This is a genomic window from Sutterella faecalis (assembly GCF_006337085.1).
Lineage (GTDB): Bacteria > Pseudomonadota > Gammaproteobacteria > Burkholderiales > Burkholderiaceae_F > Sutterella > Sutterella faecalis.
On record NZ_CP040882.1, the window covers coordinates 2,090,343 to 2,114,047 of the forward strand.

Below are 23,705 nucleotides of genomic sequence, written 5' to 3' on the forward strand. Positions count from 1 at the left end.
CGCGGCTTTCTTCCAGGGAATGCCGCGCTTCTTCCTTTCAGAGGCCCGGGAGAGGGTCGACGTCGCTTATTGCGTCTTCGCCTTCCTCCTCGCCTTATGGGCCCGGAGGAATTCCCGCAGGGCTTTTCCTGTCGGCGTTTTCTTTGCCGAGATTTCCTTCGGCGTTCCCTCGCCCACGATGCGGCCGCCTTCTGAGCCTCCCTCGGGGCCGAGGTCGATCACCCAGTCGGCGTCGGCCACGACGTCAAGGTTGTGCTCGATGATGACGACGGTGCTTCCGGCGTCAACGAGGCGCGAGAGCACGTGCATGAGTTTTGCCACATCGGCCATATGGAGGCCCACGGTCGGCTCATCGAGCACGTAGAGCGTGTGCGGAGACCGGGCGGAGAAGGTGCCTTCGGGACGTACGCGGGCGAGCTCGGTAACGAGCTTCAGGCGCTGCGCCTCGCCGCCCGAGAGCGTGGGCGAGGGCTGCCCGAGCGTGAGGTAGCCGAGTCCCACCTCCTGCATGAGCTTCAGGGGATGCGAGATGGCGGGCATGGATGCGAAGAATTCGACCGCCTCGTCAATTTCCATCGCAAGCACGTCGCCGATTGATTTCCCCTTCCATTCGACGGAGAGCGTTTCGGGATTGAAGCGCTTGCCGCCGCAGGCTTCGCAGAGCACCTTGACGTCAGGCAGAAAATTCATTTCCACCGTTCTCAGACCCTGGCCCGCGCATTCGGGGCATGCCCCTTCCGTTTTATTGAAGGTGAAGCGGCTCGCGCCGTAGCCCCGGGCCTTGGCCTCATTGGTTGAGGCAAAGAGGTCGCGGATCGGCGTCATGACGCCCGCATAGGTTGCCGGGCAGGAACGCGGGTTCTTCCCGATCGGGGTCTGGTCGACCTCAAGTACCCGGCCGACGACGTCCGTCCCCTTCATGCCGGAGAGGCCCGCGAGCGCGGCTTTCGGGTTCTCGATCCGGCGCTTCAGGTTCTCATAGAGAATTTCCCGGCAGAGCGTCGACTTTCCGGAACCGGACACTCCGGTGACGACGGTAAGACGCTTCAGGGGGATGTCAAGCTTCCCGATATTGAGGTTCCTGAAGCGAATCCCTTCGAGCGTGACCAATTTGTTGTCCGGGTCAGGAAGGCGCTTCGGAATGCCGGTATGAGGAATGGGGTTGGCAAGCAGCCGCCCCGTCGGGGAGTCGGGATTCTCTTCCAGGTCCTCGACCGTTCCTTCGCCCATGAGGCGGCCGCCGCGCACGCCGGCTCCCGGGCCGATGTCGATGACGTGGTCGGCCCGGCGGATGGTTTCCTCGTCGTGCTCGACGACGAGAAGCGTATTACCCTTCTTCGTGAGCGATTCGATGGCAGAGAGGAGCATGCCGTTGTCTCTCGGGTGAAGCCCGATCGTCGGTTCGTCGAGCACGTAGCAGACGCCTCTCAGGTTGGTGCCGAGCTGACTCGCAAGATGAATGCGCTGCGTTTCGCCGCCCGAAAGCGTCGGCGCGCTTCGTTCGAGCGTCAGATAGTCGAGCCCCACTTCGGCGAGGAAGGAAAGTCTCGAGCGGATCTCCTCGAGCGCATCGTGTGCGATTGCCGCGCTGCGTGAATTCAGCTTCAATCCCCTGAACCACCCGGCGGCTTCGCGCGCCGTCATGCGGCAGACCTCCTGAATGGCTTTCCCTTCCCAGCGGACATTGCGGGCGACCTCATTGAGGCGTGCGCCGCCGCAGTCGGGGCAGACGACTTCTGGTTCGTCTTCCGTCCGGGCAAATTCCGTCGCCATTGCCTCACCCTTCTTTACGGCCTTGCGGATGGCGGCCGTGAGCACGCCGTACCCCGAACAGGTCGGACAGGCTCCGGCTTCGGAGTTGTACGAAAAGAGTCTCGGATCGAGCTCCGGGAGGGAGCGCCCGCACTTCGGGCAGGCGCGTTCGAGCGAATAGAAGATGCCGGGGTGCGTCACGGGCGCGCCGGGCGACACCTGCGAGACGGGAACCGCCCGCAGCTGCGAAGATTTTTCGAGCGCAAGCGCTGCGCGCACGTCCACTTCAATCATGCGCGGCGGCGCTGTCGTGTCCGTACGACCGGCGAGCGCCTCGATGGTGTGAAGCACGTTTCTTGCGAGCTTCGGAATCGTGCTTTCAATGGAAGCGTATTCGCCGTCGACGAGAACGAGCTTCACGCCCTTCTGACGAAGCCTCAGAAATTCCTTTTCGAAAATGCCTTTTCTTCCCGTGACGACAGGAACGAAAAGCGCACATTCCTCCTGCGGAAAAGCTTCTCCGATGCTTTCAGCAATCATGGCCGCCGTCTGCGCTTCGACGGGGACTTGACAGTCGGGACAGTATTCGGTGCCGAGCTTCACGTAGATGAGGCGCAGAAAATGATAGAGCTCCGTCATCGTCGCCACGGTGGAGCGCATGCCGCCCCGGGTCGTGCGCTGCTCGATCGCAACCGTCGGGGGAATGCCGCGGACGCTGTCGACGTCGGGTTCCGGCGGCGGCTGAACCATTGAACGCGCGTAGGCATTGAGACTTTCGAGATAGCGCCGCTGTCCTTCGGCAAAGACGATGTCGAAGGCAAGCGTCGATTTGCCGGAGCCTGACGGCCCCGTGACGACCGTAAAGGCTTCTCTCGGGATGTCGACTGAGAGGTTTCTGAGATTATGTTCGCGGGCACCCTCAATCACGATGGCGTGCGATTCGCGAAGGGCTTCCTGCGGATTGATTCGGGGCTTCTTCAGGGACGGAAGGTTGAAGAAGCTCTCGCGCGAGGCGTCCCGCGCCTGCGCGCGGCGCCATGCGAGGAGCGCTTCGCCCGTGAGCGTTCCCTGGGTCTCGAGCGCTTCCGGCGTCCCTGTAAAGATCACTTCGCCCCCCGCAAAGCCGCCGTCGGGTCCCATTTCGATGACCCAGTCCGCCGCACCGATCACGTCGAGGTTGTGTTCAATCACGATGACCGTGTGCCCCATGGCGGTGAGTCTGTCAAAGACGTCGACGAGCTTTGCCGTGTCGGCAAAGTGGAGCCCGGTTGTGGGTTCATCGAATATGAACGCCTTCCCCTTCTGCCCGCGCACGGCGGGAACGCCTTCGGCAATGCGTGCGGAAAGCTTGAGGCGCTGTCTTTCGCCTCCGGAGAGCGTCGTCAGGGGCTGCCCGAGCTTCAGGTACCCGAGCCCTGTCAGCTGAAGAACCTTCAGGGGCTTGACGACGGCCGCGTGGCGGGAAAAAGCGTCAACCGCCTCATCGACCGTGAGGTCGAGCACGTCGGCAATGCTCAGTGTTTTCCCATTGTCGAGCGTCGGCCGGATGCGCAGAATCTTTTCCTGGTAGCGCTTCCCGCCGCAGTCGGGGCAGGGAAGGTAGACGTCGGAGAGAAACTGCATCTCGACATGCTCCCAGCCGGTGCCCGCACAGCGGGGGCAGCGGCCGGCTCCGGAATTGAATGAAAAATCTCCGGGTTTGAGTCCCGCAACAATGGCTTCCGGGGAGGAGCCGAAAAATTCGCGGATCGCCGTAAAGGCGCCGACATAGCTCGCGGGATTGCCGCGCGTGGTGCGTCCGAGCGAGCTCTGGTCGACGAATTCGATGCCCGCCGGGATGTCGCCCGAAAGCTGAGCGGCGGCGCCATTTTCCGGAGCGTCGCTCTCCGTTTCGGTCGAAAAAACGACTGCGCCTCCCAGTTTCCGTTCGAGCAGAGGAACGAGCGTATCTGCAATGAGAGAGGATTTGCCGGAACCGGAAACGCCGGCAACCGCAATGAGGCGCCCGAGCGGGAAACTCACCGAGACGTCCTTCAGGTTGTTGAGGGTCGCGTGAGAGAGCCGTAATTTCGGCGTTTCATCCGTCACGGGAAGCGCTTTTCGCGTGATGCGCTTTTCTCCCGAGAGATACGCGCCGGTTTCTGTTTTGGCCGAGAGAACGCCCCGCGTCGAGCCTTCGTAGATGATCCGTCCGCCGGCAGCACCCGCACCGGGCCCCAGGTCGATCAGACGTTCGCCGGCGAGCATGACCTGCGGGTCGTGCTCAACGACGACGAGCGTATTTCCCTGTGCGGTGAGGCGCCGCAGAATGCCGTTAACGCGGTCCATGTCGCGCGGGTGGAGGCCGATGGAGGGTTCATCGAGCACAAAGAGCGTGTTGACGAGATTTGCCCCGAGCGCGGTTGTCAGATTGACGCGCTGCACTTCGCCTCCGGAGAGGGTCCGCCCCTGGCGGTTCAGCGTGAGGTAGCCGAGTCCCACGTCGCAGAGAAAAGTAATCCGCGAGAGGCATTCGCCGAGAATGAGCGCTTCGGCCTCGTCGTGCTTTTCGGTCTTGAGGCGTTCGAGGAAGTGCTTCAGCACCACCGCCGGCATGAGCATGAGCTCATGGAAGTTGAATCCGGGAAGCGCTCCGTAGGCCTCGCGCGAAAGCGCGGAGCCGACGGGCTTCGCATCAATGCCGGCATCCGGCGCTTCACCGAGCAGGGCTTCCCGGTCGTCCTTCGTTCCGATGCGCCAGGAAAGCGCCTCCGGGCGCAGGCGCGCGCCGCCGCAGGCCGTGCAGGTCCGGTAGGAGCGGTAGCGCGAGAGCATGACGCGCACGTGCATCTTGTAGTTCTTCGTTTCAAGCCATTCGAAGAAGCGTCCGATGCCGTACCACTCGGTCTGCCACTTTCCCGTCCAGCCCGGCTCCCCTTCTTCAATGATCCGGCGGGCTTCTGCGGGAAGATCTTCGTAGGGAACATCCGTCGGAATGCCGAGTCGTCTGCAGGCGCGCAGCATGTCGTCCTTGCATTCCGCAAAGGACTTGGTGGAAAAAGGCTTCACGGCGTCTTCCCGGAGGCTCTTCGAGCGGTCGGGAATGACAAGTGAGAGGTCTGTCCCGATGACGCGGCCGAAGCCTCGGCAGACCGGGCACGCCCCTACGGGAGAATTGAAGCTGAAGGAAGCGGGTTTCGGGGGCGAGAAGGTGAGTCCGCACTCCGGGCAGGAGAGACCGTGCTGGTAGCGTGCAAATCTCTGAGGGTCTTCGCCCGGACGCTCAACCCAGACGCTCACGCGCCCGTCGCCGCGCTTCAAAGCCGTTTCCAGCGCCTCGATCGCGCGGCTTCTTTCAACGGCGGACGCCCGGAAACGATCGGCCGCAACGACGATGAGCGTTCCGTCTCCCCGCGTCTCCCGGGCGAGAATCCGCGTGAAGCCCTGAGCCGAAAGCCCCGCTTCCGCCGTTTCAAGCGGAAGCGCCTTCGGCACGAAGCGCTCAAAGGCAATGGCCGTGCGCGCGTCGGACATTCCGCGCGCCTCGAGCCGCGCGAGAATGTCCTCCCACATGGAGTCCGGGGAGAAGTCGAGGACCGGAGAGCCGTCATTAGGACAGAAGGCTCTCGCCTTTCTCGCAAAGAGAAGCTTCAGGCGGTCATTCACTTCGGTCATCGTGCCTACGGTCGAGCGCGAGGTGCGGATGACGGCGTTCTGATCAATGGCAATTGCCGGGGGCACGCCTTCGATCGACGCCACCTTCGGGCGGTCCATGCGGTCGAGGAACTGGCGCGCGTAGGGGCTGAAGGTCTCCACGTACCGGCGCTGGCCCTCCGCATAAAGCGTATCGAAGACGAGAGAGCTTTTCCCGGATCCGGAAAGGCCCGTGACGACGGTGAAGCTCCCGACAGGAATGTCGAGGTCAAGGTGCTTGAGATTATTCTGCTCGGCGCCGCGGATGCGGATCGCCGGCGCCGATTCATCCCGGGCGTCGCGGGGAGCATTCTGCTGGGTCATCTGCGTGAAAACTCGGTGGCAGTTTTTCATTTTGAGACTCTAAATCTAGCCCATGGCGCAGCATCCGGGGCGGGCATTCCGGCATCTTTCCCCGCGAGGTCCCGAAAGCACGGATGTAATAAATTGTAAATTTAAAGCAACTGACTCTTGCTTTATCGAAAACACTTCGGCATAATCTCCCTTCTCGATTCAGGGGGGATTAGCTCAGCTGGGAGAGCGCTTGCATGGCATGCAAGAGGTCAGCGGTTCGATCCCGCTATCCTCCACCAAGAATTAAGGTCCCTATCGTCTAGAGGCCTAGGACACAACCCTTTCACGGTTGGTACCGGGGTTCGAATCCCCGTGGGGACGCCAAGGTTTTAAATGCGTCGGACGGCACTAAAGTCCGGCGGATTTACGCCGCTCGCTTCGAAAGAGGCGGGGAAGCACAATCAGAACGTGTCGGGGGATTAGCTCAGCTGGGAGAGCGCTTGCATGGCATGCAAGAGGTCAGCGGTTCGATCCCGCTATCCTCCACCACACATCGTCGAGGTCCCTATCGTCTAGAGGCCTAGGACACAACCCTTTCACGGTTGGTACCGGGGTTCGAATCCCCGTGGGGACGCCACAGTCTCGACGAATGAATTTCTGAAAACCGCAATTTGACCTATCCGGGGGATTAGCTCAGCTGGGAGAGCGCTTGCATGGCATGCAAGAGGTCAGCGGTTCGATCCCGCTATCCTCCACCAGTTGTGAGGCCCGCACGAGTTGATTTCGTACGGGCCTTTGTCTTATCCGGACAGCGTGCAGACGCATAAAAAAAGCCGGAAGCTCGCATCCCGGAGCGTCCGGCTTTCGTGCGAATGGTCTTCAGGAAAGAAGATCAGACAGCACGCTTAACGGTCAATGCTCAGCGCTGACGACGCTTGTCGGCTTCTTCGACGACGCTGCGGCGCAATGTGTCGAATGCTTCATTGAGCGCCGCCATCACATCCTGGTTCGTGCGGGTGACGATGAGGTTCTTTCCCGACGCGGACTGGTCAATGCGGATGGTGAAGGCGCCCATCGTCTGATGACCTTCCTGAGTGACTGTTACCTTGCAGGGCCCGAGCTGATTGTCAAACTTCTGCAGCGCGGCAACCTTCTCATTCACAGCCGTTTCGACGGCGGGGGAGCGGTTAATGCCATGAAAGATGATCTGGGCAGCCATAGGAACCTCGCTTTTTGTTGTTCTGAGCTGGTAGGGAAGAAAGACCGGAAAAAGGAAATCTTTTCGGTTATCCCTAATCAAAGTGTATCTGCTTTCTACGCCCTCGTCGGCGTCACTTTCGTAACGACTTGTCCCAAGTCTCAAGGGAGCTAAAAAGGCGCGTTGCCGCGCACAGAATCCTTTAAAATACGCACGGCGTGTTGAGGCATGCCTTCTTAAGGGCATGTACGACAGGAGTTCGTTTAAAAGAGCTTTCCTCAACCTCAGGCGCCGATACCTTTCAGATTGTGAAGCGGCCCGCTTGATCCGGATCCCTTTGAGGAATCCCGCAGGATTTCAATGGCGAAGCGATTGTTCAATGATTAGAAAACACTTCCGGCCTTCCGGCCGCGAAGGTGATTTTTCTCCGGGGCGACGGCATCCATTCGACCATGCCTTTCGACATTCGATAGAGCGACGAAGCGCGAAACCTTTTCAGACTGACTTCTTCTACATACATTTATTTTGACCAACGGATTCCGCCCCGATGCATGCCCCGCGCCTGATAGGCAAGGCGGAAGTCCGATTTTTATTTTCAGAGAGATACATAGAAAATGGCTATGGATAACAAGCCCTGGCAGGACAAGGGTCCGCGCCGCTCCTTTGATGGCGAGGACGGCGACCGCCGCGGACGTTCCGACCGCTTTGACCGTTTTGATCGCTTCGACCGCTCCGATCGTTCGGATCGCCGCGATTTCGGCGAGCGCCGCTCCTTCGGCGACAGAAAGCCCTTTGGGGATCGTCCGCGCTTTGACCGCTCGGACCGCAATGACCGCTTCGAGCGTTCGGACCGCCGCGACTTCGGCGAGCGCCGTTCGTTCGGCGACAGAAAGCCTTTCGGCGAAGGCCGCTCCTTCGGCGACCGTCCGCGCTTTGAGAGAAAGCCCGGCGGACACCGCTTCGGCGAAGGCCGCCGCGAGGACTTCGGCGTTCGCTCGGGTCCGCGCGCGCGCGCCTACGATACGCGCCGCTTTGCCGAGCGCTCCGACTTTGCCCGCAATGCGATGGTGAAGATCGACAGCGACATCGCCGACTTCTTCGGGAGCCCCGAAGCGGTGAATCAGGCGCTTCGTCTTCTCATTGACGCCGCCCGCGTCGTGAAGCTCGATGCCGTGAAGCCTGCTGAAGCGCAGATCGAACCCGAAACCGCTGCTCAGCTCTATGCGGCTGACATCGACGAAGACGATGTCGAGGATTCGGATTACGGCGAAAGCACGGAAACGTCCGAGTCGCAGGAAGCGGATGCTGCCGGCGAGAAGACGGAAGCCGAAGCTGCCAAGTAATGATGGGACTGCGGGATTATGCGGTGTTCAGAGGGTCGTTAAGCTCGTAGAAACCGAAGTCCCCATACAATGGAAGTCAGATGGATTTCCAGCCCAGAAAGAGCCCCGGAAGCCCCGGGGCTTTTTTCTTCTGCGCGCTCACACTGCGGCTCCTGAAAGATGAACGACTACATCCTTGCGCTCGACCAGGGTACTTCGAGCTCCCGCGCGTTGATTTTCGACCGGCGCGGCGAGACGGTGGCGCTCGCTCAGCGCGAGTTCGCCCAGCATTACCCGAATCCGGGCTGGGTGGAGCACGATGCCGCGGAAATCTGGGACACGGAGCTTGCGGTGGCGCGCGAATGCCTTGAAAAAGCGCATCTCGCGGGAAAGGACATCGCTGCGCTCGCCATCACCAATCAGCGTGAAACGACGGTTCTCTGGGACCGCGTCACCGGCGAGCCGATTGCGCCCGCCATCGTCTGGCAGGACCGGCGCACGACAAAGCGCGTGGAGGCGCTCGAGGCCGAGGGCTTTGAGGCGCTCGTCGCCGGAAAAACGGGCCTGAGGCTCGACCCCTATTTTTCCGCGACCAAAATCGAGTGGATGCTCGACCATGTGCCGGGCGCACGGGAGCGCGCTCAGAAGGGAGAGATCCTTTTCGGCACGATCGATGCATGGCTCATCTGGAAGCTTACGAAGGGAAGCCTGCACGCGACGGACATCACCAACGCCTCGAGAACGCTTCTCTGCGACCTGCGCTCCGGACAGTGGGACGACGAGCTCCTCGACATCTTCCGCATTCCGGCCGGGATTCTTCCGGAAATCATCCCGAGCTCGCGGGTTGCCGGCTATGCAGACCCGGAGTGGTTCGGGGCGGCGATTCCGATTGCGGGGGTCGCGGGCGACCAGCAGGCGGCGGCCTTCGGCGAGGCGTGCTTTCATCCGGGAACGGTCAAGAACACCTACGGCACGGGCGGGTTCCTCCTGATGAATATCGGAAAGGAGCCCCGCGCGAGCGTTTCGAGGCTCATTACGACTGCCGCCTATCGGATTGAAGACGCCCCCGCGAGCTATGCGCTCGAGGGTTCCGTTTTCGTGGCGGGCGCCGTCGTGCAGTGGCTGCGAGACGAGATGGGGTTCGTGAAGCGAGCGAAGGATATTGAGCCCCTCGCGCGGTCCGTAAAGGATGCCGGAGGCGTTTATTTCGTTCCGGCCTTTACGGGGCTCGGCGCTCCGCACTGGGATCCGGACGCCCGAGGGTGCCTGATCGGCCTCACGCGCGGAACCACCCGGGCGCATATTGCGCGCGCGGCGCTCGAGGCGATTGCCTTCCAGAGCGCGGAGGTGCTCGAGGCCATGGCGCGCGATGCGCTCCATCCGGTGAGGGAGCTCCGCGCGGACGGCGGCGCCGCGGCAAACGACCTCCTCATGCAGTTTCAGGCCGACATCACCGGGGTCCCGGTGATCCGGCCTGCACAGACGGAAACAACGGCGCTCGGCGCTGCGTATCTGGCCGGACTCGCTGTCGGCTTCTGGCAGAACGTCGAGGAAATTGAGGCGCTCTGGCGCGCTGATCGGGTGTTTGAACCCGCGATGAGCGCCGACCAGAGAGGATTTTTGTTGAACCAATGGACGCGCGCCGTCGGCCGCGCCCGCAAGTGGAACTGAGACTTATGACTGATGCTCTGAAGACCAAGACTGCGCCTGAGGGCGAAAAGGCCCTGAAGCCCCTTTCGCGCGCGGAGGCGCTTGCCCGCGTGAAGGCGGATCCCCTCTGGGACGTCGTCGTCGTGGGCGGCGGCGCGACGGGCGCCGGCATTGCGGTGGACGCAGCGTCGAGAGGTCTCTCGACGCTGCTTCTCGACGCCCAGGATTTTTCGGCCGGGACGTCCTCGCGCTCGACGAAGCTCATTCACGGCGGCGTGCGCTACATGAAGAATCCCCGCGACTGGGGACTCGTCACCGAGGCCCTTCACGAGCGCAAGGTGCTCATCAACAATGCGCCGCACCTTGTTCACCCGGAAACCTTCGTGCTTCCATGCTTCAAGAAGTGGGAGCGCGAAATCTATACCGTCGGACTGGCGCTCTACGACATGATGGCGGGCAAAGCCTCACTCGGACGCACGAAGTCCCTGAAGGCGGATGCCGCCGCCCTGCGCCTTCCGGGCGTGCGCACCGAGGGCCTCATGGGGGGCGTTGAATTCTTCGACGGGCAGTTTGACGATGCGCGCCTCAATATCGCGCTCATCCGCACCGCGAACCAGCATGGCGCGGCCTGCATCAACTACATGCCCGTGACGGCCATTGAACGTACGGGCGGCTGGATTCAGTCGCTCACCGCGACCGACAAGGAAACGGGCGAAGCCTGCCGGATCCGCACGCGCATGATCTTCAACTGCACGGGCGTATGGACGGATTCGATCCGCCGCATGGTGGATCCTGATGCCCCTTCGATCGTGCGCTGCTCGAGGGGCTCGCATATTCTCCTTGACCGTTCGTTCCTGCCGGGCGACTCCGGCATGCTCATCCCGAAGACCCGCGACGGGCGCGTGCTCTTCTGCATTCCCTGGCACGGGATGACGATCGTCGGCACGACGGACGTCGAACAGCGCGAACCCGACTGGAATCCTCAGGCGACGGAAGACGAAATCAGCTTCCTTCTCGAGACGGCCGCAGGGTATCTCGCGAAGCCCGTGAGCCGCGCAGATGTGAAGGCCTCCTTTGCGGGGCTCCGCCCCCTCCTGAGAGCGCCTGAGGGCGGGTCGACGGCCAAGGCCTCCCGCGAACATGCGGTCATCAGCGAATTCGGCAACATGATCACCGTGGCGGGCGGCAAGTGGACCTCCTACCGCCTGATGGCTCAGGATGCGCTTCTTGAAGCCACCCTGAGGCACCTCGTTCCGGCGCGCCTCTGCGTCACGAAGACCCTGCCGATCGTGAACGACGAGACCTTCGACGCCGAGGCGATAGAAGAGGCGGCCGCCGCGGGACCCATGGCCGATGCCGAAGTTGTGGCTTATGCGCTCTACGCCCGCGACAACGAAGCGGCGCTCACGGCCGAGGACGTGCTTTACCGTCGTCTGCGTCTCGGGCAGATGAATGCCGAAAGAACGGAAAAGCTGATGCCGATCGTCGCCGCCGCCATGGCGGGCGAACCCTATGAGCTCGAAGCGGTGCCGGAACCGGAACCCGAAGCAGAACCGGAACCGGAACCGCAACCTCAGCCGGCGCCTCTTCCTGCTGCGCCTGCAGCGGCGCCGGCCGCCGCTCCCGCGCCTCAGACTGCTCCGGCGTCTGAAGCACCTGAAGCGCCGGCAGCGGCCGCCGAAGCGCCGAAGGAAGCGGGCGAAAAGGCTCCGGCCGCGCCGCTCGCCCAAGCCGCCGAAGAGCCGGATCCCGCACGCATGGCCGAAGCCGTCGAGGCTGCCGTTGAAAAGGCGGCCGCCGAACTCCCTCAGCTCGACGAAAAGCCTGACGAAAAGCCTCTCGAAAAGGCTGAGCCGCCGGCTGAAAAAGTGTCCGGCGGCAAGGCGGAAAAGTCCGCTAAAGCCTAAGATCAGACTTTGAGGGAGCCGGCTGAAGCTTTATGACGCTCCGGCTCCCCCAATGCATTCGGTCCCGATCACTCCCGGGTCCGGCCTCCCGCGCCGGATCCGGGATTTGAATTTTTCAGCGGGTTTTTGAGGAAGAATAGCGCTATGGAATACAGCTTCTGGGGCGGCCTCATGCTGATGGTGCTGATGGCAGACCCGCTCGGCAATATTCCGATCACGATCAGCTGCATGAAGGGCGTGCCCAACAACCGGCGGGTGCGCGTGCTTTTTCGCGAATGCATGATCGCAATGGGAATGCTGCTTCTGGCGATGTTTTTCGGCCGCCCCTTTCTCGCTGCGGTCGGACTCTCGGACGCTGCGCTCTCGATCGGCGGCTCCGTGATCGTCATGCTGATGGCGATCCGCATGGTGTTCCCGACCAAGGAAGGCGTCTTCGGCGAAACGCCGGGCGGCGAACCCTACATTGTCCCGATCGCGATTCCGGCGATTGCAGGGCCCTCGACCATTGCAACCATCATGATGCTGGCGGCCAGTCAGCCCGACCGGCTCTTCGAGTGGGGGCTCGTCGTCTTCATCACCTGCGCGGCGAGCTTTGCCGTTCTCGCCTCCGCCGACTGGCTCGAGCGCCATATGGGCGAAAAGCTGACGCTCGCCTTTGAGCGGCTCACGGGGCTGCTCCTCGCCATGATGGCAACGCAGATGTTCCTCGGCGGCTTCAGCTCCTACCTCGAGTCGCTCCCCAAACACGGGCTCTGAGACGAAGAGGCGCCCGGGGAAGCAGAAGAAAAACCGCCCGTACGAGTGGACACGCTCTTTCCAATTGAGTAAAATCCGCTCCCTTGACTCGAGAGGTCCGGGCGGATTGCTTACCCCATCTTCGGTTTCCACTGGCGCCGCCCCTTAACGGACTTCCGGGCAAGACAAAGAATGCATGCGTTTTCTCTGCCGTCACGGCTTCGCCGTTCCGGAGATGGAGAGACGCATTAAAGAATCCAATTTTCAGAGCGAAAGCCACCCTGCCTAGCAGCAGACTCTGCGGTCGGCGCCATCCGGCAGCAGAATCGGGCGGACGGATTTCCTCATAAGCAACCATTAGGTGAACGCAATGAAGACCTTCTCGGCCAAGCCGCTTGAGGTTAAGCGCGACTGGTTCGTGGTCGATGCCAGTGATAAGGTGCTCGGCCGTCTGGCCAGCGAAATCGCGCTGCGCCTGCGCGGCAAGCACAAGCCCGAATTCACTCCGCACGTCGACACGGGCGACTTTATCGTCGTGATCAACGCTGACAAGCTCGTCCTCTCCGCTGAAAAGGCGACGAAGAAGACGTACTACCGCCACACGGGCTATCCCGGCGGCATCTATGAGACGACCTTCCGCGAAATGCAGGAAAAGCACCCCGGCCGCGCCCTCGAAATCGCTGTCAAGGGCATGCTTCCGAAGGGACCGCTCGGCTATGCGATGATCAAGAAGCTCAAGATCTACGCCGGCGCCGAACACCCGCACACGGCTCAGCAACCCAAGGTTCTGGATCTCTAATAGAGGCTTGAAAAGATGATCGGCAACTACAACTACGGCACCGGCCGTCGCAAGAGCTCCGTCGCGCGCGTGTTCATCAAGCGCGGCACCGGCAAGATCGTTATCAACGGCCGCCCGCTCGAACAGTACTTCCAGCGTGAAACCGGCCGCATGATCGTCATGCAGCCCCTTCAGCTCACCGAAAACGTCGAAACGTTCGACATCATGGTGAACGTCGCCGGCGGCGGCGAGTCCGGTCAGGCCGGCGCTGTCCGTCACGGCATCACCCGCGCCCTCATCGACTACGATGAAGGCCTGAAGTCCGTTCTCTCCAACGCCGGCCTCGTTACCCGCGATGCCCGTGAAGTGGAACGCAAGAAGGTTGGTCTGCGCAAGGCCCGCCGCGCGAAGCAGTTCTCCAAGCGCTAATTGCTTCCCGCGCGCTCTTCCCGAAAGACTTTCTTTCGGGAGAGCCTTTGAAAAGAAGAACCGTCCGACAATCCTGCGGGATCCGGGCGGTTTTTCTTTGGTGCTAACCCTATCTCTGAGCCGGATACTGGTGTAGGATGAGGGACTTCAGAGATCTCCGGATAGTCCCATTGAAGAAGCCGGACCCCGGAGAAGCAATAGGATTTAAGAAGAATGACCGAAGCGACTACGACGACGGCCCAGAACCCCAAGACGGAAGAGGCCGTTCCGGAACTGATGCCTGATCCGATCACTTTTACTGATGCTGCTGTGGCAAAGGTAAAGGAGCTGATGGACGAAGAGGGCAATCCCAATCTCAAGCTGCGCGTTTTCGTCCAGGGCGGCGGCTGCGCGGGCTTCCAGTACGGCTTTACGTTCGATGAAACTCAGAACGAGGACGATGCCGTGATGGAAAAGGGCGGCGTGAAGCTCCTCATTGACTCGATGAGCTACCAGTACCTGGTGGGCGCCAAGATCGACTACAAGGAAGGTCTTTCGGGCGAACAGTTCGTGATCGACAATCCGAACGCGGTGACGACCTGCGGCTGCGGTTCGTCCTTCAGCGTTTAGTCGCGCGAGCTTGAGGCTGAATCTGCATTCAGAAAAGCCGCCGTAGGCATGGAGCTTCCGGCGGCTTTTTTTGAATGGCGTTTAAGAACGCATTCTCTGCGTCAGGCCGGGTAGAGCGCGCCCAGAATCCTCGGGCCCTTCGCCCGCGTGACGGCCGGAAGGTTCCCGGGAAGCCTGAGGAGAAAAGCGCGTGCGAGCCACGCGAAGGCTGCGCCCTCGACCTCCATGGGGTCCAGCCCGCGCGCTTTGGAGCTGAGGACGGCACAGCCGGGCATCGCTTCGCAAACGGCTGCGGCGAGCCGCTTCATCAGGAAGGGGTTGAGGGCTCCCCCGCCGCAGACATAGAGCTCTCGGGCTTCGGGTTCCGTCCCCGCGAGCGCTTCTGCAATGGTTTTTGCCGTGAGTTCCGTGAGGGTCGCGGCGACATCCCGCGGATCGGCCTTTGTTTCCCCGGCTGCGGCAAGGCGTTCCTGAAGCCAGGCGGGGGAAAACCGTTCGCGGCCGGTCGACTTCGGGGCGGGACGCGCGAAATAAGGATCGCTCATGAACCGGGAGAGGAGCTCCGGAATGACGGAGCCTCCGGCCGAAAAGGCGCCTTCTGCGTCGTAGGCGAAGCCGGTGCATTTTTCCATCCAGGCGTCAAGGAGCATATTGCCCGGTCCCGTATCAAATCCGAGCACGGGCGCTTCGCTCCCTTCGGGCGGGATGAGCGTGAGATTGGCAATGCCGCCGATATTGAGTGCGGCTGCAGGGGAAGTTCCCCGGAAAATCCCGGCATGAAAGGCGGGAACAAGAGGGGCGCCTTCGCCGCCCGCGGCCACATCGCGCGAGCGAAAGTCGGCGACGACGTCGATGCCGGTGAGTTCGGCGACCCGGGCCGGGTGGTTGAGCTGCAGGGTGAATCCCCGCTCGGGGCGGTGGCGGATGGTCTGTCCGTGGAGCCCTACGGCGGCGACTTCCTCGCGCCGGATGCCGGATGCCTGAAGGACCTTTTCGATGACGGCGGCATAAAGATCGGCGAGCGCCACCGAAGCGTCGCCCGCGCGCTCGATTTCGTTCGTCGTGCCGAGCGCGAGCGCCTTCAATTCCTCGCGGAGTTCCCCGGGCATCGGGAGATAAGCGCGTCCGAGAGTTGCCATGGGAGCCTTTTCATCCTCCCGAAAGGACGCGATGACGGCGTCTGCGCCGTCAAGGCTCGTGCCCGACATGACGCCGATCGTGATCATCTGCCGCTCCGTCCGAGGTTTTCTGCCCGGGCTTTCCCTTCTTCAAGCGCCACCGGCCGCACGCGCCCGCCCGTACTGGGGGCTTCGCCCTGGTTTTCTGCGGGCGCTTCTTCGTCCGAGAGGTCTTCCTTATTGTCCCGGGCGGCGGCCGCCGCCTGAGCCTCTTCCTTTTCGCGCGCTTCCGCGAGAAGCTTTTCGGGCGAGGGCAGTCCCTCTTCTCTTGCCGCATCCTCAAACATCTTCTGGATGGGGAGCACCCGCGCGCGAAGCTGCGCGAGCTGATAGGCGGAGAGATTTTCCGTGTCGGGGAGGTCGGCCGTAGCCGGATTGATCTGCACGCCGTCGATCATGAGTTCGTAGTGCAGGTGCGGACCGGTTGCAAGTCCCGTGCGGCCGACGAGGCCGATGAGTTCGCCCTTCTTCACGAGGACGCCCGGTCGGATTCCCTTCTGAACGCGCCGCATGTGGGCGTAAAGCGTCGTGCGCCCGAGCCCGTGGTCGATCTGCACGTAGTTGCCGTAGCCCTTTGCTTCGTACGCGACCTTCGTCACGCGCCCGTCGGCGGCGGCGAGGACGCGCGAGCCCTGGGGGGCGCGCAGATCCGTGCCGTTGTGGGGTCGGAGCACTCCCGTGACCGGGTGGCGCCTCAGGGGCGCGAATTCCGAACTCACGTCCTTGATGTCGAGCGGCACGCGAAGGAAGGTCTGGGAAGCGGAGCGGCCGTCAAGCGTATAGAAGCTCCCCGGGTGAGTGCCGTCCGAAAACCAGAAGGCTTCGTGCACGCCCGCATCGTCGATGATCTGGGCGGCAAGGAGCTGGCCGTCCCTGACGAAGCGCCCGTCGGCATATTTCTTCTCGAAGACGAGACGGAGGGTGGCGCCGGGCTTCAAAGCCGCCACCGGGTCGTCCGCGCCGTCCCAGACGGCAAGGAGCTGGTCGGCGATGCTCTCAGGGATGTTGAGCGATTTGGCCGTGGCGTTGAGTCCGTTTTTGGCTTCCCCTGAAACCAGGGCGTCCATGGTGGAGAAGGTGAAGGGAAGAACGTCGGAAATCAATTCCCGGCCGATGCGGGATACTTCAATGGTGCGCGAATCGGCCTGGCGCGGCCCGTCAAGATAGAGGCGCAGGAATTCGAGCTCGCCCGAATCCGCTACGCCCGCCGTGATGTGCTGCCCGGGCTGAAGCGCAAGAAAGGGCTCAAGGTGGGGCGCTGCATCAAAGAAGGAAAGCGCCTGCGGATCATGGATGCCGAGATGCGCGAAGAGCGAAATCAGGGTGTCTCCGGGTTCCACATCGTAGTGTCGGGGCGTGTAGGCGCCCAGGCGCGCGAGTTCTGCAATCTCGGGAGTCAGGTCCGGGGCCTTCACGTCGATCGAGAGGGTTTCGGCTCGCACGGGCGAAGGCGCGAGCGCCGGGCCGAGCGCAGACAGAAGTCCCGCGGCGAGGCCGGTGCCGACAAGAAGAAGACCGAGCGCAAGCGCCCGGGGTTTGGCTTCATCCGGGCGCAGACCGAGGCGGATGAGCCTCGTGCGCGACGAGAGAAGTGCGGCACGGCCGAACGCGCAGAGCACGTTGGCAACGAGAGACGGAGCCGGCATCAGAAAAGTCTGAGGAGAAATAAAATAATAAATTCAGGTGAATCTTGGATTTTAGACGCCTCGCGGCGCAACCTGCTAAAGTTTTCCGATTATCGATCATGACAGGGCGGCCGCCCCGGACGAAAGCGCCTGAGCGCGCTTTCTCCTCCTCATGCGGGGGCTTCCGGGACCGGATGGCCGCCTCGCCCGATTTCTCACTGCCAGAAACCCTGTTTTCCTCGAATACAAAATGACACAAGAAACTGCGCCCGAAAAGAAGGGGCCCGAACGCTTTCCCGTAACGGACGACATCCGCGAAGCCATGGCGACCATTGCCCGCGGAACGGACACCTTCCTCATTCAGTCTGAGTTCGAGCAGAAGCTCGCCCGCTCGAAAGCGACGGGCACGCCCTTACGCTGCAAGCTCGGCCTCGACCCGACGGCGCCCGACATTCATATCGGCCACACGGTGGTGCTCAATAAGCTCCGCCAGCTTCAGGATCTCGGCCACACGGTGATCTTCCTCGTGGGCGACTTCACCGCCGCGATCGGCGATCCGTCGGGGCGCAACACGACCCGTCCGCCGCTTTCGCGCGAGCAGATTGAAGAGAATGCCCAGACCTACCTCAATCAGGCGGGCTACATTCTCGACCTCGACAAAACGGAAGTCCGCTACAACTCGGAATGGAGCAATGCGCTCGGCGCAGCGGGCCTCATTCAGCTCGCGAGCCGCTACACCCTCGCGCGCCTTCTTGAGCGCGACGACTTCGCGAAGCGCTTTAAGGAAGAGCTTCCGATTGCGATGCATGAGCTGCTCTACCCCCTCATGCAGGGCTACGACTCGGTGGCGCTCAAGGCCGACCTTGAGCTCGGCGGCTCCGACCAGCGCTTCAACCTCCTCGTTGGCCGCGAACTTCAGCGCCAGTACGGCCAGGAGCCGCAGTGCATTCTCACGATGCCGCTTCTCGTTGGCCTCGACGGCGTCGTGAAGATGAGCAAGAGCAAGAAGAACTACATCGGCATCACGGATGCGCCGAACGATATGTTCGGCAAGGTCATGTCGATTTCCGACGATCTCATGTGGAACTGGTACGACCTTCTTTCTCTGAAGGGCAACGACGAGATCGCGCAGCTTAAGAAGGAATGCGCCGAAGGCCGCAATCCGCGCGACGCGAAGGTGCTCCTTGCGCGAGAAATCGTCGAGCGCTTCCACAGCGCCCGGGCGGCCGACGAAGCCGAAAAGGAATTCAATGCGCGCTTCCAGAAGGGAGCGGTTCCCAATGACATCCCCGACGTTGAGGTTGCGGCGCCCGAGGGCGGAATCGGCATCCTGCAGATGATCCGCGCTGCGGGGCTTGCGCCTTCCAATGCGGAGGCCGGGCGCAATGTCGACCAGGGGGGCGTGCGCATCAACGGCGAACAGGTGAAGGACCGGACGCTGCGCTTCACGCCGGGCGAGCCGATGGTTCTTCAGGTAGGCAAGCGCCGCTGGGCGCGCGTCACCGTGGTCGCTGAGAAATGATTCTTCTGCTGCAGCGCGTGAGAGAAGCCCGCGTCGACCGGAGGGGCGAAGCAGGCGCGCCCGACGAGAAGCTCGGCAGCGTGGGGAGAGGCTTTCTTGCCTTTGTCTGCGCCGAAGCGGGCGACACCGAGGAGACGATCGGGAAGGCCGCTCGAAAGACCGCTCGCCTTCGCGTTTTCGAGGATGAGGCGGGCCGCATGAATCTTTCCGTAAAGGATGTGGGCGGCGGCGTTCTTGCCGTTTCGCAGTTCACGCTCGCCGCGGACTGCATGAGCGGCAATCGCCCGAGCTTCTCAAAAGGCGCCGCGCCCGAGGAGGCCGAGAAGTCCTATCTTCGCTATGTCGAAGCGCTCCGGGGAGAAGGTCTTCCCGTTGAGACCGGATCCTTCGGCGCCCATATGCTCGTCGCGCTCGTCAATGACGGGCCTGCGACCTTCTGGCTCAAGTTCTAGTTTCGTTTTTTTCGATAGGAGGCCGTTATGGAGCTTCAATCTCATACCTTTTCCGAAGGTGAAATGATTCCCGAGCGCTGCGCTTACGGGCGTCTCGGCGAGGGCGGGAAAACGGTCGCAAGCGAGAACCTTAATCCCCATCTCGCCTGGACGGACGCCCCGGAAGGCACCAAGTCCTTCGTGGTGGCGTGCCTCGATGACGACGTGCCTACGAACCTTGAGGAAAGGGATCATGCCGGAGAAATTCCTGCCGGTCAGATCCGGCGCCGCTTCGTGCACTGGGTGCAGGCGGACGTTGCTCCCGAGACGACGGAATTTCCCGAAGGCGCTCTGCGCCACGGCGTGAAGACGCCGAAGAAGTTCGGTCTCCCCGGCATCAACGACTACAGCCGCGGCACGGTGCCTGAGCCCGGAAGCGTCGGCACGGGCTACGACGGTCCCTGCCCGCCCTTCTTTGATGCCCGCCGCCACTATTACCGCTTCCAGGTCGCGGCGCTCGACGTCGCGCATCTCGAAGGCCTGCCCAGGACCTTTACCTGGAAGGATGTCGAGGACCGCATGAAAGGACACGTCCTTGCCACTGCGGAACTCGTCGGAAGATATACACTGAATCCCCGTCTGCGCGGCGCCTGAGGCATTCAGACGCCTGAGCCGCTCTCCCATCACCCCAATATTCAGGAACAGCAATAGAAATGTTCAAGACAACCGACAGCCCCGCCAAGGCGGATCCGGATCTGTGGCAGTGGATTGACGCCGAAGCGCGCCGCCAGGAACAGAATATCGAGCTTATCGCCAGCGAAAACTATGCCTCTCCGGCGGTGATGGCTGCTCAGGGAAGCTGCCTCACCAACAAGTACGCGGAAGGCTATCCCGGAAAGCGCTATTACGGCGGCTGCGAATTCGTCGACGAGGTTGAGCGCCTCGCCATCGAGCGCGCGAAGAAGCTCTTCTGCGAGCCCGCCGGCGTGGAAATGGCTGTGAACGTGCAGCCGCATTCGGGCGCGCAGGCCAATTCCGCCGTCTTCTTCGGGCTCCTTCAGCCGGGCGACACGTTCATGGGGCTTTCGCTCGCAGACGGCGGCCACCTCACGCACGGCATGCACCTCAACTTCTCCGGCAAGTACTTCCATTGCGTTCCTTACGGCCTGAACGAAGCCGAGGAAATCGACATGGACGAGGTCGAGCGTCTCGCGAAGGAAAATAAGCCCAAGCTCATCGTGACCGGGGCATCGGCCTATTCGAAGCGGATCGACTTCAAGCGCTTTGCGGAAATTGCGCATGAGGTCGGCGCTCTCCTGATGGTCGACATGGCGCACTATGCGGGCCTCATCGCCGCGGGCGTCTACCCGACGCCTTTCGGACACGCCGACATTGTGACCACGACCACCCACAAGACGCTGCGCGGTCCGCGCGGCGGCATGATCTTCGTGCGTCCCGACCTTGAAAAGAAGATCAACTCCGCGGTCTTCCCGGGCATGCAGGGCGGTCCCCTCATGCACGTCATCGCCGCGAAGGCCGTGGCGTTGGGCGAAGCGCTCACGCCGGAATTCAAGGCCTATCAGGAGCAGGTCGTGAAGAATGCGGCGGTCATGGCCGAGCAGCTCATGCACCGGGGGCTGCGCATCGTGTCGGGCGGCACCGAAAGCCATGTGATGCTCGTCGACCTGAGGCCCCTTCACATCACGGGGAAGGCCGCCGAAACGGTGCTTCATTCCGTCGGCATCACGGTCAACAAGAACGCCATCCCGAATGATCCGGAAAAGCCCTTCGTCACGTCGGGCATCCGACTCGGCTCGCCCGCAATGACGACCCGCGGCTTCAGGGAAGACGAGGCGCGCCTGACCGCCAACCTCATCGTCGACGTGCTTGAGGCCCCTGAGGATCAGGCCGTCCTTGACCGCGTCCGCGTGGAAGTGGCGAAGCTCACCGCGCAGTTCCCGGTTTACGGCGAATAATCCCAAAAAATCGCCTCGAGCGGATTCTTTGGAGCGCCTGCGGCGTGCTTAAGAAATCCGCATCGTTTTTTTAAGGCTTTCGGCACAGGATCTGGTCCTTCCGAAAGCCTTTTTGCTATCAGATGTGTCTTCAAGCTTAAATTCGGGACGGCGGGTCCGCTAAAATGACCGGATAACCTTCTTTTCCCTTCTCCCATCCTTATCCGGAGTATGAGGTTTTCATGCGTTGTCCTTTCTGTCAGCACAATCAGACGAGTGTTGTGGATTCCCGCACGCCGGAGTCCGGGCTCGTGATCCGGCGCCGGCGTCAGTGCCAGAGCTGCGGCAAGCGCTTCACAACTTTCGAGCGCATTTCGCTCGCCATGCCCTGGATCGTGAAGAAAGGAGGCGGCCGCGCCGAATACAGCCGCGAGAAGCTGAGAAGCTCCATGGCGCTTGCGCTGAGGAAGCGCCCGGTCTCGTCCGAACGCATTGATACTGCGGTGGACGCGATCGAGCGCAAGATGTCCGGCACGGGCGAGCGCGAAATCCGCTCGAGCCGCGTGGGGGAGCTCGTGCTTGAGGAGCTTCGCGGCATTGACATCATTGCCTGGATCCGCTTTGCGTCCGTCTACCTCAACATCAGCGACCCCAAGGCGTTTGCCGAGATGATTGAGCGGGCGCTCCATGAGAGCGGACACGGCGAGGCTCAGGACGCTGCGGAGAAAGCGTGATGACTCAAACGGAAAAAGCGCTTCGCCTGAAGACGGACGAAGCCTGGATGGACTTTGCGCTCGACGAGGCGAAGAAAGCCTGGCGGCTCTCGCCTCCCAACCCTTCCGTGGGTGCGGTGATCGTGAAGGACGGGCGTCTGATCGGCGCCGGAAGCACCCAGCAGACGGGCGGCCCTCACGCTGAAATCATGGCGCTCCGGGACGCTGAGGCGCGCGGAGAAAATGTGGAGGGCGCTACCGTCTACGTGACGCTCGAGCCCTGTTCGCACTGGGGGCGCACGCCCCCCTGCGCGCTTGCGCTGATCCAGGCGAAGGTGGCGCGCGTGGTGGCGGCGACCGGCGACCCGAACCCGAAGGTTTGCGGGCGGGGTCTGAGGATGCTCGAGGAGGCCGGCGTCGAGGTTGAGCTCGGCGTGCGCGAAAAGGAAGCGAAGGAAGTCAATGTGAGCTTTCTCGCGCGCATGACCCGCGGCACCCCCTGGGTGCGCGTGAAGACGGCCGTTACGTTGGACGGGCGGACAGCGCTTCCCGACGGACGCTCGAAATGGATTACGGGCGAGGCCGCCCGCGCCGACGTGCAGCTCTGGCGCGGCCGTTCGGGCGCTGTTGTTACCGGCGCCGGGACCGTGCGCGCCGACGACCCGCAGATGAACGTGAGGCTTGAGGACCAGATCCGGCAGCCTCTGCGCGTGGTTGTGGATCCGCGGCTCGAGACGAGCCCGCAGGCAAGGATTCTTCATTCTCCGGGTGGCAGGGTGCTCTTTGTCTCGGCTGAGGAGCATCGCGAACGCAGGGATGCTTTGGAAGCCGCCGGCGCCGAAGTGCTCCGGATCCCGCATCCGGAAATCCCGGGACGCGTCGACCTTGCGCGGCTCATGGTTGAGCTCGCCCGCCGCGAGGTGAACGAAGTTCACGTGGAGGCGGGTCCCCGCCTCACGGGCGCCTTCATTGAGGCGGGGCTCGCCGACGAGCTTCTCGTCTACATGGCGCCCTGTCTTTTCGGCGCGGGGCTCCCGCCGGCCGTCATTAAGGAGCCGCAGTCGCCCGGTGAAGCGCTGCGCTGGCACATTCATTCCCTTGCCCCGATCGGGGGCGACATCCGAATTCTTCTGAGGAGATAAATCAAGATGTTTACCGGTATTGTTCAGGCTATCGGCAAGGTTCGCGAACCTGAAAAGCTCGGCGACGGCGTTCGCCTTACGATCCTCGCGCCCGATCTCGGGCTCGACGAAGTGCACGTGGGCGACTCGATCGCCGTGAACGGCGCCTGCATGACGGTGGTCGAGGTGAGCGAGCGCGAATTCAAGATCGACGTTTCGGCCGAAAGCCTCTCAAAGACGACCGGGCTCGACACCTTCGGCGAAGTAAATCTCGAAAAGGCGATGCGCTTGTCCGATCGTCTCGACGGCCACATCGTGAGCGGCCACGTCGACGGCGTGGGGCAGGTCGAATCGATGGAGCCCGTGGCGGAATCCTGGAAGCTCGTCGTGCGCGTGCCCCGCATGCTTTCGCCCTATGTCGCCTACAAGGGATCGATCACGATCAACGGCGTGTCCCTCACCATCAATAAGGTCGAGGATACGGCGCTCGATACGCTCGTCACGATCAATCTGATTCCGCACACCGTCGAAGTCACAACCTTGAAGCACCTCAAGGCGCAGAGCTACGTAAACGTTGAGATCGACACTATTGCGCGCTATGTCGAGCGCATAATGTCGCTCAAGGATGACGACGCTCTTTTCTAAGACGACGTCTAGAAGACGCTTCTTTCAGAGGAAGAAGCTCGCGAGACTCTTTTGAAGCGCGCGTCCGGCGCGGCCGTGGATGTCATCCCCGGCCCCGGAGGCGCGTTTTCTTATTTCAACGTCCGGAGGAATTCCGTCCTTCCATTTTTTCGAAGGCACGGACGGAGAG

General features: G+C 62.2%; 18 protein-coding genes and 5 tRNA genes. 19 read left to right on the forward strand and 4 right to left on the reverse strand.

Annotated elements, in window-relative coordinates:
• Window positions 1–66: 66 nt before the first annotated feature.
• A complete protein-coding gene (gene uvrA, locus FG381_RS08810) occupies window positions 67–5,748 on the reverse strand; it encodes an excinuclease ABC subunit UvrA (RefSeq protein WP_139688463.1) in 5,682 nt (1,893 codons plus the stop codon).
• A 193-nt stretch (window positions 5,749–5,941) separates the two neighbouring features.
• Here uvrA and FG381_RS08815 point away from each other — a divergent pair.
• From FG381_RS08815 to FG381_RS08835, 5 genes are all read left to right on the forward strand, one after another.
• Window positions 5,942–6,017, forward strand: a tRNA-Ala gene (locus FG381_RS08815).
• Between the two features lie 9 nt (window positions 6,018–6,026).
• Window positions 6,027–6,102 (forward strand) — tRNA-Glu (locus FG381_RS08820).
• Between the two features lie 89 nt (window positions 6,103–6,191).
• A tRNA-Ala gene (locus FG381_RS08825) sits at window positions 6,192–6,267 on the forward strand.
• 12 nt (window positions 6,268–6,279) lie between these two features.
• Window positions 6,280–6,355: transfer RNA gene (locus tag FG381_RS08830), tRNA-Glu, on the forward strand.
• A gap of 45 nt (window positions 6,356–6,400) precedes the next feature.
• Window positions 6,401–6,476 (forward strand) — tRNA-Ala (locus FG381_RS08835).
• A gap of 161 nt (window positions 6,477–6,637) precedes the next feature.
• Here FG381_RS08835 and FG381_RS08840 read toward each other — a convergent pair.
• Complete coding sequence (locus FG381_RS08840; protein WP_139688464.1) at window positions 6,638–6,937, reverse strand: HPF/RaiA family ribosome-associated protein; 300 nt, start codon at window positions 6,935–6,937, stop codon at window positions 6,638–6,640.
• A 593-nt stretch (window positions 6,938–7,530) separates the two neighbouring features.
• Here FG381_RS08840 and FG381_RS08845 point away from each other — a divergent pair.
• The 7 genes from FG381_RS08845 (at window position 7,531) to erpA (ending at window position 14,346) form a co-directional block, all read left to right on the forward strand.
• Window positions 7,531–8,259 (forward strand): hypothetical protein, encoded by a 729-nt coding sequence (locus FG381_RS08845; protein WP_226960260.1) that lies wholly within the window; start codon window positions 7,531–7,533, stop codon window positions 8,257–8,259.
• A gap of 159 nt (window positions 8,260–8,418) precedes the next feature.
• Complete coding sequence (glpK, locus tag FG381_RS08850) at window positions 8,419–9,909, forward strand: glycerol kinase GlpK (RefSeq protein WP_139688465.1); 1,491 nt, start codon at window positions 8,419–8,421, stop codon at window positions 9,907–9,909.
• A 5-nt stretch (window positions 9,910–9,914) separates the two neighbouring features.
• Complete coding sequence (locus FG381_RS08855) at window positions 9,915–11,795, forward strand: glycerol-3-phosphate dehydrogenase/oxidase (RefSeq protein WP_139688466.1); 1,881 nt, start codon at window positions 9,915–9,917, stop codon at window positions 11,793–11,795.
• A gap of 144 nt (window positions 11,796–11,939) precedes the next feature.
• Window positions 11,940–12,551 carry a MarC family protein gene (locus FG381_RS08860; protein WP_139688467.1) on the forward strand — a complete coding sequence of 204 codons (612 nt, stop codon included), beginning with the start codon at window positions 11,940–11,942 and terminating at the stop codon, window positions 12,549–12,551.
• Window positions 12,552–12,900: 349 nt separating this feature from the next.
• The gene (rplM, locus tag FG381_RS08865; protein WP_139688468.1) at window positions 12,901–13,329 is read left to right on the forward strand and encodes a 50S ribosomal protein L13; all 429 of its coding nucleotides are present in this window, start codon (window positions 12,901–12,903) and stop codon (window positions 13,327–13,329) included.
• Between the two features lie 15 nt (window positions 13,330–13,344).
• Window positions 13,345–13,737, forward strand: a complete 393-nt coding sequence (rpsI, locus tag FG381_RS08870) for a 30S ribosomal protein S9 (protein WP_139688469.1) — start codon at window positions 13,345–13,347, stop codon at window positions 13,735–13,737.
• Window positions 13,738–13,950: 213 nt separating this feature from the next.
• Window positions 13,951–14,346, forward strand: a complete 396-nt coding sequence (erpA, locus tag FG381_RS08875) for an iron-sulfur cluster insertion protein ErpA (RefSeq protein WP_165697858.1) — start codon at window positions 13,951–13,953, stop codon at window positions 14,344–14,346.
• Between the two features lie 101 nt (window positions 14,347–14,447).
• Here erpA and FG381_RS08880 read toward each other — a convergent pair whose 3' ends face one another.
• Window positions 14,448–15,572, reverse strand: coding sequence for an anhydro-N-acetylmuramic acid kinase (locus FG381_RS08880; protein ID WP_139688470.1), 1,125 nt, complete (start codon window positions 15,570–15,572; stop codon window positions 14,448–14,450).
• Window positions 15,569–17,170 carry a M23 family metallopeptidase gene (locus tag FG381_RS08885; RefSeq protein WP_139688471.1) on the reverse strand — a complete coding sequence of 534 codons (1,602 nt, stop codon included), beginning with the start codon at window positions 17,168–17,170 and terminating at the stop codon, window positions 15,569–15,571. Before FG381_RS08885 ends, FG381_RS08880 begins: the two co-directional genes overlap by 4 nt.
• Window positions 17,171–17,399: 229 nt before the next feature.
• Between FG381_RS08885 and tyrS the strand changes: the two genes are divergently transcribed.
• From tyrS to FG381_RS08920, 7 genes are all read left to right on the forward strand, one after another.
• Window positions 17,400–18,671, forward strand: coding sequence for a tyrosine--tRNA ligase (gene tyrS, locus FG381_RS08890; protein WP_139688472.1), 1,272 nt, complete (start codon window positions 17,400–17,402; stop codon window positions 18,669–18,671).
• On the forward strand, window positions 18,668–19,123 hold the full coding sequence (gene dtd, locus FG381_RS08895; protein ID WP_139688473.1) for a D-aminoacyl-tRNA deacylase: 456 nt from the start codon (window positions 18,668–18,670) through the stop codon (window positions 19,121–19,123). Before tyrS ends, dtd begins: the two co-directional genes overlap by 4 nt.
• Window positions 19,124–19,150: 27 nt before the next feature.
• The gene (locus FG381_RS08900; protein ID WP_139688474.1) at window positions 19,151–19,756 is read left to right on the forward strand and encodes a YbhB/YbcL family Raf kinase inhibitor-like protein; all 606 of its coding nucleotides are present in this window, start codon (window positions 19,151–19,153) and stop codon (window positions 19,754–19,756) included.
• 59 nt (window positions 19,757–19,815) lie between these two features.
• Window positions 19,816–21,078, forward strand: a complete 1,263-nt coding sequence (gene glyA, locus FG381_RS08905) for a serine hydroxymethyltransferase (RefSeq protein ID WP_139688475.1) — start codon at window positions 19,816–19,818, stop codon at window positions 21,076–21,078.
• A gap of 221 nt (window positions 21,079–21,299) precedes the next feature.
• Window positions 21,300–21,791 carry a transcriptional regulator NrdR gene (gene nrdR / locus FG381_RS08910; RefSeq protein ID WP_139688476.1) on the forward strand — a complete coding sequence of 164 codons (492 nt, stop codon included), beginning with the start codon at window positions 21,300–21,302 and terminating at the stop codon, window positions 21,789–21,791.
• Window positions 21,791–22,912 (forward strand): bifunctional diaminohydroxyphosphoribosylaminopyrimidine deaminase/5-amino-6-(5-phosphoribosylamino)uracil reductase RibD, encoded by a 1,122-nt coding sequence (gene ribD / locus FG381_RS08915; RefSeq protein WP_139688477.1) that lies wholly within the window; start codon window positions 21,791–21,793, stop codon window positions 22,910–22,912. The genes nrdR and ribD overlap by 1 nt, the downstream gene beginning before the upstream one ends.
• A gap of 6 nt (window positions 22,913–22,918) precedes the next feature.
• The gene (locus FG381_RS08920; protein ID WP_139688478.1) at window positions 22,919–23,536 is read left to right on the forward strand and encodes a riboflavin synthase; all 618 of its coding nucleotides are present in this window, start codon (window positions 22,919–22,921) and stop codon (window positions 23,534–23,536) included.
• The last annotated feature ends 169 nt before the right edge of the window (window positions 23,537–23,705 follow it).

Bases quoted from the DNA above. Each gene is read 5' to 3' on its own strand.
- uvrA (WP_139688463.1), bottom strand. From the start codon at position 5,748: ATGACCCAGCAGAATGCTCCCCGCGACGCCCGGGATGAATCGGCGCCG.
- FG381_RS08840 (WP_139688464.1), bottom strand. From the start codon at position 6,937: ATGGCTGCCCAGATCATCTTTCATGGCATTAACCGCTCCCCCGCCGTC.
- FG381_RS08845 (WP_226960260.1), top strand. From the start codon at position 7,531: ATGGCTATGGATAACAAGCCCTGGCAGGACAAGGGTCCGCGCCGCTCC.
- glpK (WP_139688465.1), top strand. From the start codon at position 8,419: ATGAACGACTACATCCTTGCGCTCGACCAGGGTACTTCGAGCTCCCGC.
- FG381_RS08855 (WP_139688466.1), top strand. From the start codon at position 9,915: ATGACTGATGCTCTGAAGACCAAGACTGCGCCTGAGGGCGAAAAGGCC.
- FG381_RS08860 (WP_139688467.1), top strand. From the start codon at position 11,940: ATGGAATACAGCTTCTGGGGCGGCCTCATGCTGATGGTGCTGATGGCA.
- rplM (WP_139688468.1), top strand. From the start codon at position 12,901: ATGAAGACCTTCTCGGCCAAGCCGCTTGAGGTTAAGCGCGACTGGTTC.
- rpsI (WP_139688469.1), top strand. From the start codon at position 13,345: ATGATCGGCAACTACAACTACGGCACCGGCCGTCGCAAGAGCTCCGTC.
- erpA (WP_165697858.1), top strand. From the start codon at position 13,951: ATGACCGAAGCGACTACGACGACGGCCCAGAACCCCAAGACGGAAGAG.
- FG381_RS08880 (WP_139688470.1), bottom strand. From the start codon at position 15,572: ATGATCACGATCGGCGTCATGTCGGGCACGAGCCTTGACGGCGCAGAC.
- FG381_RS08885 (WP_139688471.1), bottom strand. From the start codon at position 17,170: ATGCCGGCTCCGTCTCTCGTTGCCAACGTGCTCTGCGCGTTCGGCCGT.
- tyrS (WP_139688472.1), top strand. From the start codon at position 17,400: ATGACACAAGAAACTGCGCCCGAAAAGAAGGGGCCCGAACGCTTTCCC.
- dtd (WP_139688473.1), top strand. From the start codon at position 18,668: ATGATTCTTCTGCTGCAGCGCGTGAGAGAAGCCCGCGTCGACCGGAGG.
- FG381_RS08900 (WP_139688474.1), top strand. From the start codon at position 19,151: ATGGAGCTTCAATCTCATACCTTTTCCGAAGGTGAAATGATTCCCGAG.
- glyA (WP_139688475.1), top strand. From the start codon at position 19,816: ATGTTCAAGACAACCGACAGCCCCGCCAAGGCGGATCCGGATCTGTGG.
- nrdR (WP_139688476.1), top strand. From the start codon at position 21,300: ATGCGTTGTCCTTTCTGTCAGCACAATCAGACGAGTGTTGTGGATTCC.
- ribD (WP_139688477.1), top strand. From the start codon at position 21,791: ATGACTCAAACGGAAAAAGCGCTTCGCCTGAAGACGGACGAAGCCTGG.
- FG381_RS08920 (WP_139688478.1), top strand. From the start codon at position 22,919: ATGTTTACCGGTATTGTTCAGGCTATCGGCAAGGTTCGCGAACCTGAA.